Below are 13,156 nucleotides of genomic sequence, written 5' to 3' on the forward strand. Positions count from 1 at the left end.
GCGGTCCCCGGGCCCGGGCGGCGCGGTGTCACATCAGGGGGACGCGGTCCGTCCCAGGGGTGTAAACGACCCCGAACGGTCCGGAGCCGAACGATGTCCTTTCTCCACCTCGCCGCCGTCCTGCCCGCGGCGCTCCTCTGCGCCGCCGCGGCGGTCGCGAACCTCACCGGCCACCGCTACCCGCGCGAGGAGGCGGACCGGCTGGGTGTGCCCCGCACATGGATCCCCGTGCTGGGCACACTGCTCGGCGCGGGTGCGCTGGGGCTGCTGGCCGGCCTGGCCGTACCCGCCGTGGGGCTGGCCGCCGCCGCAGGGCTCGTCCTGTACTTCGTCGGCGCCCTCGTCGCCCACCTGCGCGTCGGGGACCTCCGCCTCGGTGCCTGGGCGCTGTTCTCCGTCCTGTCCGCGGCGGCCCTGGCCGCCTACCTGCTGCTCTGATCCCGGGGCCCCGGCCGCCCGCCCGCTCCGACCCCCGCACCGAGGGCCCCGACGGCGAGGGCGGCCAGGGCGAGCCCCGCCGCGCCCCACAGCAGCGGGGCGGTCCCCGCGGCGTCGACGACGGCTCCCCCGGCGAAGGCGCCCAGAGCGATGGAGGCGGTGAAGACCCCGACGTACAGGCCGGTGACGTGTTCGACGCGGTCCGGCGCCGCCGCGGTCATCCAGAGCTGCCCGGACACGGAGAGACCGCCGTAGGCCGCCCCCCACAGGGCGACCGCCGCCACCGCCGCGGCGGCCGTCCCGGAGGCCGCCAGCACGGCGACGGCCGCGGCGATCCCCCCGGCCAGCAGCAGGACCGTCGGCCCGGGCCGGCGGGCCGCGAGGGCCCCGGCGCCGAAGTTGCCGGCGAGCCCGAAGACCCCGTACAGCAGCAGGAGCACGGCGATCGCCCCCGCCGGGAACCCCGCCCGGTCCTCCAGGACCGGGCGGACATAGGTGTAGGCGGCGAAGTGCGCGACGACCAGGAGCGCCACGGCGGCCAGGCCGGCGGCGACCGCCGGACGGAGCAGCCGACGGCGTTCGCCGCCGTCCTCCGCTCCGGCGGGCTCCGGGCGCCGCAGCCGGGGCAGCACGGCCGCCAGCCCGATGGCCAGCACGAACGCGAGGGCGGCGAACACCGCGAACGCCGCCCGCCAGCCGGCGAGTCCGCCGACCAGGGTGCCCAGCGGCACGCCCAGAACGGAGGCGGCGGCCACCCCGCCGACGGTGACCGACACGGCCAGGGCGGCGTCGCGCGGCGCGACCAGGCGGACGGCGACCGCCGCCGCCAGGCCCCACACCGCCCCCATCCCGATCCCGAGGACGATCCGCGAGACGACGAGGAGCCCGAAGCCTCCGGCCAGGGCGGTCAGCAGGTTGCCCAGGCCCAGGACGGCCATCGCCGCCGCGAGCACGACGCGGCGGTCGAGGTCCCCCAGCAGGCGGGGCACCACGGGCGCGACCGCCGCAGCGACCAGCCCGGTGACCGTCAGGCTGGTGCCCGCCGCCCCGGGGGACACCCCGAGGCCCTGTGCCATCGGGGTCAGCACCCCCACGGGCAGCATCTCGGACGTCACCACGGTGAACGTGGCCGATGCCAGGACGGCGACCGCGGCCCGGCCGCGGGGAGAGGTCCGCGCGTGCTCGCGCGCGGGAGGAGAGAGTCGTTCCATGGGGTCCACCCCACCGCTCCGGGGCCCCGGGAACAACGGCGATCCACTCAAGGATCGATGAGCTAGGCTCATCGATATGCCGGACACCCCTCCTTCGACGAACCGGGTCCCCCCGATGAACCAGGTGCACCTCCAGCAGGTCGAGTGCCTGGTCACCCTGGCCGAGGAGCTGCACTTCGGCCGGACCGCCGAGCGCCTGGGCTACTCCCAGTCCCGTGCCAGCCAGCTCATCGCCTCGCTGGAGGGGCGCGTCGGCGCGCGGCTGGTGGAGCGCACCAGCAGGCGGGTGGCGCTCACCCGCCTGGGCGCCGAGTTCGTCGAGGAGGTCCGCCCCGCCTACCGGGCGCTGGCGGCCGCGTTCTCCCGGGCGCGCGAGAACGCCATGCGGGGCGCGCTGCGGGAACTGCGCATCGGCTTCACCGGCATGGTGTACGAGGAGGTCACCCGGACGTTCCGCGCCCTGCGGGAGGAGCACGGGGTCTCGGTGCACACCTGCGACCTGCCCCTGGGCACGCCCTTCGCGGCGGTGCTGGAGGGCGCGGTGGACGCCGTGATCGCCGAGCTCCCCGTCCACGAGCCGGAACTGACGGTCGGGTTCCTCTTCCCGCCCCAGGACCGGCTGCTCGCCCTGGCCGGAGGCCACCCGTGGGCGGACCGGGAGGCGGTCCCGGTGGAGGACCTGGCCGGGTCCGACCTGCTGCACCGCGTCGGCGACGCCCCGGACTACTGGACGGCCGCCCACACCCCGCCGGCCACCCCGGCGGGCCGCCCCATCCCCTCCACCCGGGGCGTCGCCACCCTCCAGGAGGGGCTCGCCCTGGTGGCCTCAGGACACCACACCATGCTGGTCTGCCGCCCGCTGAGCGAGCACAGCACCCGCACCGACGTGCGGTTCCTCCCGGTCCGGGGGCTGGAGGGGTCGAGCCGCCTCGGGCTGCTCTGGCGGACCGACCGCACCGTCCCCCCGCTCACCGCCCTGGCCCGACTGCTGGCCGACACCCACGAAACGCCGAACCCCTCCCCCGCCTGACCCGCCCCGCGGGCGCGCCGGTCAGGCGACGCGCCGGGGCGCCCCCCCGGCACCGGGCACCCCGACCAGGACACCTGGGAGGACGCCGCCGCCACCCACCTCCGCGGCGTCGTCCAGACGCACCGCCCGAGGCGGTGCGGCCGCGGTCCCGGACGGTCGGCAAGGGCTCCGGAGTGCTCCCCGGCACACGGAAAAGGGCGTTCACCGAGGTGAACGCCCTTCATCTGTCGGGACGGCGGGATTTGAACCCACGACCCCTTGACCCCCAGTCAAGTGCGCTGCCAAACTGCGCTACGTCCCGCCGGCGCCACCGCAGCGGCGCCAACAGGTGAAACCCTATCGCATTCCGGGAGCCGCCCGGAACAAGGGGTCCCGGGCGTCCGGCGCCGTCAGTCCGGGGCGCAGACGTAGTAGTTGTTGAACCGGTCGGTGTCCACCTCCGCGACCCGCACACGGCCGAACCCCGCCTCGGCCAGCATGGCGCACGCCTTCTGCTCCCCCCACGCCGAGCCCAGGCCGTCGCCGCCCAGGGCCAGGGACACCGTCATGCAGTGCATGAGGGAGACCGTGTAGAGGAACGTCGCCCAGGGCAGGCCCGCGTTCTCGTGCAGCTCGCTGGACGCCCTGACGTCCACCATGAGGAACCGGCCGCCCGGCCGCAGCGCCCGGTGGATCCCGGCGAGCACCCGGGCGGGGTGCGCCTGGTCGTGGACGGTGTCGAAGGCGGTGATGAAGTCGAAGCCGTCCTCGATGTCCAGTGTCGCGACGTCGCGCAGCTCGAACCGCACGTTGGACAGCCGCATCGCGTCGGCCTCCCCCTGGGCGTAGGCGACGGCCTGCGGGGAGAAGTCGTAGCCGACGAACCGGCTGCGCGGGTAGGTCAGGCCCATGACGTTGACGGCCCGGCCGCGCCCGCAACCGACGTCGGCCACGTCGGCGCCCAGCGCCAGCCGTTCGGGCATGCCCTCCACCAGCGGCAGCACCGTGCCGATGAGGGAGGCGTCGACCAGGACCCCGCTGTCCCCGGCCGCGGTCTCCTGAAAGTCCTCGTAGGCGCTGTAGGGGACGCCGCCGCCGCTGCGGAACGCCTCCTCCACCCGGTCCTCCACGCGCGCCAGCATGGACAGGACCGGCAGGAGCCGGGCGAGGTTGCCGGGGCCGGCCGCCCGGGTCAGGCAGGCGGCGTGCTCGGAGGTCAGCAGGTAGGTGCCGGTCCGAGGGTCGTGCTCGACCACGCGGGCCATGGTGGCGCCGGCCAGCCATTCGCGCACGTAGCGCTCGTTCAGGCCGGCCGCCCGGGCCACCTCGGGGGCGCTCATCGACCCCCGGCCCGCCATGGTGTCGAAGAGCCCGAGCCGGTGCCCCAGACCGCACAGCAGGGCGGCGCTGCCGGATTCCATGAAGCCGATCAACCGGTCGGAGAACTCCTCCGCCGATTCCCGCTCCGGTGCTCGATCCGTGGTCTGCGCGGTCATCGCGGACTCCTCGCTCGGGGGCGACCCGTCCGCCGCGAAGGCGGTCGGTCGGCGCGCCGGCCCCCGTGTCCACAGGACTCTCGTGCGGTTCCCCTCCGGCTCACAGGGCGCATCGGCCACCACTCGTCAACCGGACATTTTACGCTTTTCACCCCCGAATTCCGGGTGCTCCCGCAATCCGGCCACCTGTGGCCACGCGCCCGCCCCGGCGCGACGGCGGTCCGGCGACGGATCGTGGGGAAACCCTCCCGGAGCGTGCGCGCCGCCCCTACGCTGGTGCCGTCCGCCCGCGCGGCACGGCCGGCGCGGCACCGGCGGACGGCACGGGCCGCCGCGGCGGCGTATCGGGAAGGACTCCGCATGGCCTCCGACGGCATCGGGGAGATCGAGGAAACCGCCGGCTCCGACATCCCCTTCGGCACCCGCCTCAAGCTCCACCGCTCCCGCAGAGGACTGACCCGCGAAGTCCTGGGCGGGCTGGTGGGCCGCTCCGCCTCCTGGGTGAAGGCCCTGGAGACCGGCCGCCTGGGCACCCCCAAACTGCCGCTGCTGCTCAAGCTGGCGGACGCCCTGCGGATCCGCGACCTGGCCGAGCTGACCGGGGCCGGGTCGATCCCGGTCGAGCCGTTCAGCGGCCCCGGGCACCCGCGCCTGCCCGCCGTGCGGGCGGCGGTCAACGCCTTCGCGCCCGCCGCCGACCGCCCCGTGCCGGGGCTGCCCCACCTGCGGGCCCGGCTGCGCGGGGCGTGGCGGGCCCGGCACGCGGCCCCCGACCACCGCGAGGTGCTGGGCGCGCTGCTGCCGGAGCTGATCGAGGACGCGCAGGCCGCCGTGCACGCGGCGGACCGCGAGTCCCACCGGCGGGCCGCCCGCGCGGTGCTGTCCGAGGTGTACTCGCTGGCGCAGTTCTTCATCGCCTACCAGCCCGCGCAGAGCCTGCTGTGGCGGGTGTGCGAGCGCGCCGTGGTGACCGCGCGCGAGGCCGACGACCCGCGCGCCCTGGGCATCGCCGCCTGGCTGATGGTCCAGGCGCACCGCGACGCCGGCGACTGGGACGCCGCGGACGCGGTGGCCGAGGGGGCACTGGCGCACCTGGGCGCCCACCTGGACCGGCGGGATTCCGACGAGCTCCGGTCGCTGTGGGGCTCCCTGCAGTTCGAGGCCGGGTACACCGCCGCCCGGCGCGGCGAGAGCGGCGCTGCCTGGCACCGGTGGGACACGGCGCGGCGGGCCGCGGAGCGGCTTCCGGCGGGGTTCTACCACCCGGTCACCTCGTTCTCCCGGGCCGTCATGGGCGCGCACGCGGTGACGGTGGCGGTGGAGCTGCGCAACGGCGGCGAGGGGGTGCGCCAGTCGCTGCGGTCGGAGGCGCACACCATCCCGTCGCGGCCGCGGCGGGCCCGGCACCGGATCGAGCAGGCCCGGGCGTACCGGCTGGACGGGCGGGAGGGCGAGGCGCTGCGGCTGCTGGCGCAGGCGCACGCGATCGCCCCGGAGACCATCCGCTACAACGGGCACGCCCGCGCCATGATCATGGAGGGCCTGCACTCGCGCGAGCACCGCGCGCGGGCGGCCGGGCTGGCCGACCGGGTGGGCGTCCCGGCCTGAGCCGCGCCCGCCCCGCCGACCGGAGCGCCCGTGACCTGGTCTTTGCCGGACAGGGGGCACATTCCCTACCCCCTGCGGGGCGCGGGCCGGGTTAGCGTCGGTGGGGTCCCGGACCGGGAGGGGGTCCGGGACCCCACCGACGGTTTCGAGGAACACCGACGATGATGCGCATCGGCGGCCGCCCACGGGGCGGTCGCGAGTGAACGGCGGAGCGGTGACGCCCGTCCCCGGCGACAGGACCGCCTCCCGGGAGACGGCGCGGACGGCGGACGGCGGCGCCGGGGAGGCCGTGAAGGCGGTGGTGGTCCACGACCGGGCGGAGATCGAGGCCTGGGCGCGGTCCCGGGGCGTCGCGGTCCGGCAGGTGGACGAGGACTGGGAGTCCATCACCTACGAGGCGGAGGCGGTGGAGCCGGACGGGACGCGGGCCCGCTGCCGGTACCGGTACCCGATCCCGCGGCCGGCGGCGCTGCGCCGCCTGGCCCGGACCTACGTGGTGGGGATGGTGCACGACGCGGGACGGGCGCGCTGCCACCACGTGCGCCGGGTGATCCCGGTGGGCGCGACCGAGGACGAGCTGCGCCGCAACGCCGTCCTCGTCGCCTCGGCGCTGATCGACCTGCAACGCCATGAGCGCTGCGGCGCCAGCGTGGTCACCCTGACCGCGTACACGGTCGTGTCGGCCCTGGAGTGGAAGGGCTGACCCGGCGCCGGGCGGCGCCTGCGGCGGCAGCGCCGGCGACACCGCGCGGCACGCCGGAGCCGTGCCCCCGCGGCGCCCCCGCCCGTGAGCCACGTCACCCGTACCCGACCGGCGACCCGTGCTAGGTTCCCGTATTGAAACGATCGATTCAAAACGGATCGCCCCCGCGTCCCCACGGCCCTGCCCCGCCCTCCCCTGCGACCCCTTCACGGATCGGACGACCGACGACATGAGCGACATCCCCGACGGCGAGCGGACCCTCGTGACCGGCGGAGGCCGCGGCATCGGCGCGGCCACCGCCCCGCGGCCGACCCGCCCCTCCCCGCCTCCGCCCCCTTCGCCCCGGGCCCGCGCACCGGTTCTGGTCCGAACGTTCCACAACCGGGTAGCGTGGCGCCCATGGGAAGACCACGGGGGTTCGACGAGGAGCAGGTGGTCAGGGCCGCCCGCGACGTGTTCTGGGAGAAGGGGTTCGACGGGACCTCCACGGCCGACCTGTGCGCGGCCACCGGACTGAACCGCTCCAGCCTGTACAACACGTTCCGGTCCAAGGAGCACCTGTTCCTCAGGGCCCTGGCGCGGTACACGACGGACACCACCGACGGCCAGGTGGAACTCCTGGACGACGACGGCCTCAGCGGCCTGGACCGCATCCGGGCGCTGCTCGCCCGCATCGTGGACGACGCGGTGCGGATCCGGGAGGAGGGCCCCGGGTCGGGCTGCTTCGTGGTCAACACGACCACGTCGTTCGCCGCGCACGACCCGGCGGTCGCCCGGCTGCTCGGCACCGACCGCGACCGGCGCCTGGCGTCGCTGCGCACGGCCGTCCTGGCGGGCCGCGCCGACGGGTCGGTCCACCCGGACCGCGAGCCCGAGGCGACGGCCTGGTATCTCGTCTCGGTGATCTCCGGCATCCGGGTGGCGGGGCAGTCCGGCGCCCGGCGGGAGGTCCTGGAGTCCGTCGCCGGGACCGCGGTCGAGGCGCTGCGGGCCTGAGCCCGGCCCCCTCCGGCCGGGCTTCGCACACCCCAATTTTGAAACGATCAGTACAAAAAACGAAGGAGAGCCCCCGTGCCCCCTGCCGTGCCCCTCCTGGCACTCGGCCTGTTCACCATGGTCACCAGCGAGTTCCTGGTCGGCGGCCTCATGCCGCAGATGGCCGAGGACCTGGGGACCAGCGTCACCCGCATCGGCCACCTCATCACCGCGTTCGCCCTGGCCATGGCCCTGGGCGGCCCGGCCGCCGCCCTGGCGGTGCGCCGCCTGCGCCCCGACCGCGCCCTGCTGGCACTGTTCGCCGTCTTCCTCCTGGGCAACGCGCTGGCCGCCCTCGCCTGGTCCTATCCCGCCGTGTTCGTCGCCCGGGTCCTCACCGGGGCGGCCGCCGGCGGCTTCTTCGGGGTGGCGGTGTCCACCGCCTCCCGCCTGGTCCCCGCCCACCTGCGCGGCCGCGCCGTCGGCACGGCCCTCCAGGGGGTGATGGTGGGCACCCTGCTGGGACTCCCGCTGTCGACGCTCCTGGGCGGATGGCTCGGCTGGCGGGCCGCCTTCGCCGCCGTCGGCGTCCTGACCGTCGCGGTGGCCGCGGCCACCGCCCGGTACCTGCCCCGCCTGGAGCCGACCGCGACCGCCCACGGGCACGGCGGCCGGACCGATGGCGGAACCGGCGGCGGGATCGACGCCGGGGACGGCGCGGACGGCGCCGGGACCGCGAAGCGGGCCGGGACCGGCGAGGCCGCGGCGCTCCGCGACCCCCGCCTGTGGGCGGTCATGGCGACCTCCACCCTGATCATCAGCGCGACCTTCAGCGCGTTCAGCTACTTCACCCCGATCCTCACCGAGGTCACCGGCCTGCCCCGGGAGCTGGTCCCGCTGCTGCTGTTCGGCTACGGCGCGGCCACGGTCGCGGGCACCGCTGTGGTGGGCCGACTGGCCTCCTCCCACGCGGTCGCCGCCATCGTGGCGGGGCTGGCCCTCAACACCGTGTTCCTGACCGGGTTCGCCCTGTTCGCCGCGTCCCCGGTCCCGGCGCTGGTCGCCATGGCGGGCATCGGCCTGGTCGGCATCACCCTCAACCCGGCGATGGTCACCCGCGTGCAGCGGGTGGGCGGGGCCGGGACCATGGTCAACACCGCGCACAGCTCGTTCATCACCCTGGGCGTGGTGGTCGGCTCCTGGGCGGGCGGGGAGGGCATCGCGGCCTTCGGACTGCGCGCGCCCCTGTGGATCGGTGCCGCGCTGGCGCTGCTCGCCCTGCTCGCGATGGCGCCCGCGGTCCTGGCCTCCCGGCGGTCCGGCTCCCCCGCCGGGGCGGCGGCGGTGTCCGCATCCGGCCAGATATGAAAAACCCTCACCTTTATGACGGTTCACCGAGGCCGCCGCGAACGGTCGGCCACCGGGCTCCGACACGGCGGTGACCGGCCGGGACACACGCGGGGTCGGTGCGCCGTCACCGAGCGTTCCCGCTCCGGAGCCGAACCGGGAATCGTACCCACCGGCCCCGCGCCCCTCCCCGCGGGGGTGCGGGCACCCGTCCGCACCCCCGTTGCCAACGGGCCGGTCCCGGTCTTCAATGACGACGCCCCGTCCCCCCGCAAGGCCCGCCCCCCGGGCCGAAAGGACACCGTGCCCATGGCCTCCCTCGACCGCCGCCGCTTCCTCCTGGGGAGCGGACTCCTGGGGACCGCAGCCGGGCTGGGCCTGGCCGCCCTGCCCGCCGCCCCCGCGCACGCACTCGACGCCGCCTCCCTCGACCGCCTCGTCCGCCGGAGCCTGGCCCGGGCCGCCGCCCCCGAGGGCACCACCCTGGTCCAGGCCGCCGCGGCCGTCGGCGACGGCTACCGCCTCCTGTCCGCGGGTCCCGGCTGGCCGCTGGAGGTCCGCGAGGACCTCGTCCCCGCTCAGTCCGGCCGCGACGACCGGCGCGTCCCCCTGGCCGCGTTCGTCCAGTTCACCGATCTGCACATCGTGGACGCCCAGAGCCCGGTCCGCTTCGAGTACACCCACCCCCTGCTCGGCTCCAGCGCCCACCGCCCGCAGGAGACCCTGTCCGCCGTCGGCGCCTCCGCGCTGGTCTCCCGGGTGAACTCCCTACGGGTCGGGCCGATCACCGGGCGCCCCTTCGACTTCGTCATGACCACCGGCGACAACACCGACAACCACGAGCTGATCGAACTCGACTGGCTCATGGCCGTGTTCAACGGCGGAGACCTCACCCCCGACACCGGCGACCCGAGCCGCTACGAGGGCGTCCAGGACAGCGGGTCCGAGCTGTACTGGCACCCCGAACGCGACCTCGCCGACCGCTACAAGGCCGACCACGGCTTCCCCGTCCTGCCGGGCTTCCTGGCCGCCGCCCGGGCCGGGTTCCGCGCCCCCGGGCTCGACGTCCCCTGGTACTGCACCATCGGCAACCACGACGACACCCCGGCCGGGTCCCTGCCCGCCGGGACCCTGACCGAGTGCTTCACCGGCGACCGCAAGATCATGTACACCGACGAACGGGCCGCCGCCCGCACCGCCGAGGCCATGACCGAGGCCGACAGCGTCGGCGAGCTGCCCGCCGCCGTCGAGGGGCTGGCCGAGCCGGGGGCGGCGACCGCGGCCGGGTCGATCGTCTCCACCGTCACGGCCGACGAGCGCCGCGCCCCCTTCGACACGGCCGGGTTCGTCGCCGCCCACCGCGACGGGGCCAACACCGGCCCCGGGCCGGTCGGCCACGGCTTCACCGAGGAGAACGCCGACGGGGTGGACTGCTTCTACACGTTCACCATCGCCGAGGGCGTGACCGGGATCAGCCTCGACACCACCACCCTCGCCGGGCTGGCCAACGGCTCGATCGGGCACACCCAGTACCGCTGGCTGGAGAACACCCTGCGCGCGGGCAGCCCGGTCTACTACGACCTCCTCGGGCGGCGGCGCACCCAGCAGGTGACCGGCGAGCTGTTCGTACTGTTCAGCCACCACACCAGCGACACCATGGACAACCCGCTGCCGGACCGGCGCCGCCCCGCCGAGCTGCGCTACACGGGCGGGGTGCTGGTGTCACTGCTCAAGCGGTACCCCAACGTCCTGGCCTGGGTGAACGGGCACACCCACCGCAACACCGTGCGGGCGCACACCGCCGACCGTCCCGAGTGCGGGTTCTGGGAGATCAACACCGCCTCGCACATCGACCACCCGCAGCTGGCCCGCTGCATCGAGATCGTGGACAACGCCGACGGCACGGTGTCGCTGTTCACCACGCTCATCGAAGCGGACAGCCCCTACCGGGTGGAGCACGGCGACTTCTCGGCGGACGGCCTGGCCTCGCTGTACCGGGAGCTGTCGGTCAACGACCCCTACGCCGACGGCGCGAACCTGGGCTCGGCCCGCGACCGCAACGTCGAGCTCCTCGTCCCCGCCGTCCCCCCGACCCGCTAGCCCCCGGCCGGCGGCCCCGGGGCGCCCCGCCGTGCCGGCCTCGGCACGGCGGGGCCCGGGGCGGAGGAACCCGGCACGGCGGAACCCGCCGCAGCGGCCGCCGTCCGCCTACCATGTCCGCATGAGCGCCTTGTCCCCACGGCTGCGGGCGGTCGTCGACGCCCTCCCGCTGCGCCCCGGTCTGCGCGTGATCGAGATCGGCTGCGGCCCGGGCGCCGCGGCGCGCGAGGTCGCGCACCGGGTCGGCCCGGACGGCCACGTGCTCGCGGTCGACCGCTCCGCCGCCGCGATCGCGCAGCTCACCCGCTCGGCGCCGGACCTGATCGCGGCGGGCCTGCTCACCGCCCGGCAGGGCACCGCCGAGCAACTGGAGCTCGCCGAGGGCGAGGAGCCCTACGACCTCGCCTTCGCCGTCCGGGTGGGCGCGTTCGACGGGCGCCACCCCCGCGCCGGCGCGCTCGCGCTCGAACGGCTCGCCCGCGCCCTCGTGCCGGGAGGCGTGCTGCTCATCGACGGCGGCGACCCGCTGCGCGAGGTGGCCCTGCCCTCCTGACCCCCCGGTCGGCTGCGCCCCGGGGCCGGACCGGCTCAGCCCCGTTCCCGCGCCCGTTCCCGCAGCCGGGCCCGCTCCGCGTTCGCGACGATCGCGGCCCGCAGCCACTCCGCGGCGCCGGGGGCGGTGTTCTCCTCGATGCCCTGCCGGTACCTCTCGTCCTGGACGTAGAGCTCGCTCTTGGCCACGTGGAACCCGTGGTCCATCGCGTAGAACCACCGCGACACGTGGAGCCGGGACGCCTCCGCGACGTCCATCGCCTCCGTGCCGCGCGGATCCGCGCCGGCGGCCATCAGTTCGCGGATCCTCGCCTCGATGGCCGCGTTGTCCCGGTTGATCCGCTCCCACTCGGCCCGGCCGTACCCGGCGACGCGCCGGGCGGAGTCGGCGTACGCCTCGGTTCCGCCCCACCGGTGTTCGACCTCGTCGAGGTACTCCTCCTCGCGGTCCGCGAAACCGCCCCAGACCTCGCGCTTGTCGTCGTCCGACAGCGGGGACCCCGCTTCTCTCCTCGTCATGCCGCCATGGTGCGCCCTGACGCCGCGTCGGGGTCAAGTGCTCGGCGACCGGGCCCGACGTGTTCCGCCGACGGCGCGGCGGATGCGGCGGGTGCGGTGTCGTCTAGTGTGGGGGCGAACGAGAACCCCGCCGTGGCCGGGCTTTGCGGCGTTCGGACGCCGACGGCCCGCCTTCGCGGCGGCCCCCTGCGCACCGAGGTGGTTGCCCCATGACCGACGCCCCGTCCCCGTCCTCCCCCGCGGGCTCCGACGACCGCCCCCCGGCCATCGACACCACCCGGACCCACTCGGCCCGGATCTGGAACTACTGGATGGGCGGCAAGGACCACTACCCGATCGACCGGATCGCGGGCGACGCGGTGGCCGAGGGCTTCCCGGAGATCGTGGACCTGGCCCGCACCAGCCGCAAGTTCCTCATCCGCGTCGTCACCCACCTGACGCGGGACGTGGGCATCCGCCAGTTCCTCGACATCGGCACCGGGATGCCCACCGCCGACAACACCCACGAGGTCGCCCAGTCGATCGCCCCGGAGTGCCGGGTGGTCTACGTGGACAACGACCCCCTCGTGCTCGCGCACGCGCGCGCCCTGCTGGTCGGCACCCCCGAGGGGGCCACCGACTACATCGACGCCGACCTGCGCGACCCCGACGCGATCCTGGAGCGCGCCGCCAAGACCCTGGACTTCGACCAGCCCATCGCGCTCATGCTCATGGGGATCCTGGGCCACATCCCCGAGGACGACGTCCAGCCGATCGTGCGCCGCCTGCTGGACGCCCTGCCCTCCGGCAGCTACCTGGCCAGCTACGACGGAGCCAACACCAGCGAGGCCTACAACAGGGCCATCGAGGCCGGCAACGAGCAGGGCGACGTCCCGTACCTGCTGCGCAGCCCGGAGTTCATCGCCGCCCGGTTCGAGGGCCTGGAGCTGCTCGAACCCGGTGTGGTGCCCTGCCCCCGGTGGCGCCCGGCCCCCCTGGAGGTCCACACCAAGCGCGGCCTGGACCAGTACGGCGGCGTCGGCCGCAAGCCCTGACCCCGAGGCCGGTGCGGGCGGTGCCGCGGCGCGGCGCCGCCCGCCCGGGCCGGGAAGCCGCCACCACCGGCCGCCGGACCGTGCCCGGCGGCCGGCGCCCCCGGGTCGTCGACCGCCGGGTCGTCATCTCCGCGGCGACGTACCCGATCGACCCGTCCGGCGGG

12 protein-coding genes and 1 tRNA gene are annotated in these 13,156 nt (G+C 75.6%); 9 read left to right on the forward strand and 4 right to left on the reverse strand.

The window, feature by feature from the left end:
• The first annotated feature begins 93 nt into the window (after positions 1-93).
• Positions 94-438 carry a DoxX family protein gene (locus tag KGD84_RS22535; RefSeq protein ID WP_220562384.1) on the forward strand — a complete coding sequence of 115 codons (345 nt, stop codon included), beginning with the start codon at positions 94-96 and terminating at the stop codon, positions 436-438.
• Here the strand turns inward: KGD84_RS22535 and KGD84_RS22540 are convergent.
• Positions 423-1,649, reverse strand: a complete 1,227-nt coding sequence (locus tag KGD84_RS22540) for an MFS transporter (protein WP_220562386.1) — start codon at positions 1,647-1,649, stop codon at positions 423-425. The genes KGD84_RS22535 and KGD84_RS22540 overlap by 16 nt on opposite strands.
• 115 nt (positions 1,650-1,764) lie before the next feature.
• On the opposite strand from KGD84_RS22540, the gene KGD84_RS22545 reads away from it, so the two are divergent.
• Entirely contained in the window at positions 1,765-2,679 is a 915-nt protein-coding gene (locus tag KGD84_RS22545; protein ID WP_220562388.1) for a LysR family transcriptional regulator, read from the forward strand.
• Between the two features lie 227 nt (positions 2,680-2,906).
• Here the strand turns inward: KGD84_RS22545 and KGD84_RS22550 are convergent.
• Together KGD84_RS22550 and KGD84_RS22555 are read right to left on the reverse strand one after the other, a co-directional pair.
• Positions 2,907-2,980, reverse strand: a tRNA-Pro gene (locus tag KGD84_RS22550).
• Between the two features lie 88 nt (positions 2,981-3,068).
• A complete protein-coding gene (locus KGD84_RS22555; RefSeq protein ID WP_220562390.1) occupies positions 3,069-4,154 on the reverse strand; it encodes a class I SAM-dependent methyltransferase in 1,086 nt (361 codons plus the stop codon).
• Positions 4,155-4,514: 360 nt separating this feature from the next.
• On the opposite strand from KGD84_RS22555, the gene KGD84_RS22560 reads away from it, so the two are divergent.
• The 6 genes from KGD84_RS22560 to KGD84_RS22585 all read left to right on the forward strand — a co-directional run bounded on the left by KGD84_RS22560 (position 4,515) and on the right by KGD84_RS22585 (position 11,440).
• On the forward strand, positions 4,515-5,762 hold the full coding sequence (locus KGD84_RS22560; RefSeq protein ID WP_220562391.1) for a helix-turn-helix domain-containing protein: 1,248 nt from the start codon (positions 4,515-4,517) through the stop codon (positions 5,760-5,762).
• Positions 5,763-5,976: 214 nt separating this feature from the next.
• Complete coding sequence (locus tag KGD84_RS22565; protein ID WP_255646747.1) at positions 5,977-6,465, forward strand: hypothetical protein; 489 nt, start codon at positions 5,977-5,979, stop codon at positions 6,463-6,465.
• 399 nt (positions 6,466-6,864) lie between these two features.
• Complete coding sequence (locus KGD84_RS22570) at positions 6,865-7,461, forward strand: TetR/AcrR family transcriptional regulator (protein ID WP_220562393.1); 597 nt, start codon at positions 6,865-6,867, stop codon at positions 7,459-7,461.
• Positions 7,462-7,536: 75 nt separating this feature from the next.
• Positions 7,537-8,808, forward strand: coding sequence for an MFS transporter (locus KGD84_RS22575; RefSeq protein ID WP_220562394.1), 1,272 nt, complete (start codon positions 7,537-7,539; stop codon positions 8,806-8,808).
• 288 nt (positions 8,809-9,096) lie between these two features.
• Positions 9,097-10,887 (forward strand): TIGR03767 family metallophosphoesterase, encoded by a 1,791-nt coding sequence (locus KGD84_RS22580; RefSeq protein ID WP_220562396.1) that lies wholly within the window; start codon positions 9,097-9,099, stop codon positions 10,885-10,887.
• 121 nt (positions 10,888-11,008) lie between these two features.
• Positions 11,009-11,440 (forward strand): SAM-dependent methyltransferase, encoded by a 432-nt coding sequence (locus KGD84_RS22585; protein WP_220562397.1) that lies wholly within the window; start codon positions 11,009-11,011, stop codon positions 11,438-11,440.
• Positions 11,441-11,475: 35 nt separating this feature from the next.
• On the opposite strand, the gene KGD84_RS22590 is transcribed toward KGD84_RS22585, so the two are convergent.
• Positions 11,476-11,958, reverse strand: coding sequence for a TipAS antibiotic-recognition domain-containing protein (locus tag KGD84_RS22590; protein WP_220562398.1), 483 nt, complete (start codon positions 11,956-11,958; stop codon positions 11,476-11,478).
• A gap of 209 nt (positions 11,959-12,167) precedes the next feature.
• Between KGD84_RS22590 and KGD84_RS22595 the strand changes: the two genes are divergently transcribed.
• Positions 12,168-12,992, forward strand: a complete 825-nt coding sequence (locus KGD84_RS22595; RefSeq protein ID WP_220562399.1) for an SAM-dependent methyltransferase — start codon at positions 12,168-12,170, stop codon at positions 12,990-12,992.
• Positions 12,993-13,156 lie beyond the last annotated feature (164 nt).

It is taken from the genome of Nocardiopsis changdeensis, assembly GCF_018316655.1.
Lineage (GTDB): Bacteria > Actinomycetota > Actinomycetes > Streptosporangiales > Streptosporangiaceae > Nocardiopsis > Nocardiopsis changdeensis.

Coding starts and splice junctions, on each gene's coding strand:
- KGD84_RS22535 (WP_220562384.1), top strand. CDS start 94: ATGTCCTTTCTCCACCTCGCCGCCGTCCTGCCCGCGGCGCTCCTCTGC.
- KGD84_RS22540 (WP_220562386.1), bottom strand. CDS start 1,649: ATGGAACGACTCTCTCCTCCCGCGCGCGAGCACGCGCGGACCTCTCCC.
- KGD84_RS22545 (WP_220562388.1), top strand. CDS start 1,765: ATGAACCAGGTGCACCTCCAGCAGGTCGAGTGCCTGGTCACCCTGGCC.
- KGD84_RS22555 (WP_220562390.1), bottom strand. CDS start 4,154: ATGACCGCGCAGACCACGGATCGAGCACCGGAGCGGGAATCGGCGGAG.
- KGD84_RS22560 (WP_220562391.1), top strand. CDS start 4,515: ATGGCCTCCGACGGCATCGGGGAGATCGAGGAAACCGCCGGCTCCGAC.
- KGD84_RS22570 (WP_220562393.1), top strand. CDS start 6,865: ATGGGAAGACCACGGGGGTTCGACGAGGAGCAGGTGGTCAGGGCCGCC.
- KGD84_RS22580 (WP_220562396.1), top strand. CDS start 9,097: ATGGCCTCCCTCGACCGCCGCCGCTTCCTCCTGGGGAGCGGACTCCTG.
- KGD84_RS22585 (WP_220562397.1), top strand. CDS start 11,009: ATGAGCGCCTTGTCCCCACGGCTGCGGGCGGTCGTCGACGCCCTCCCG.
- KGD84_RS22590 (WP_220562398.1), bottom strand. CDS start 11,958: ATGACGAGGAGAGAAGCGGGGTCCCCGCTGTCGGACGACGACAAGCGC.
- KGD84_RS22595 (WP_220562399.1), top strand. CDS start 12,168: ATGACCGACGCCCCGTCCCCGTCCTCCCCCGCGGGCTCCGACGACCGC.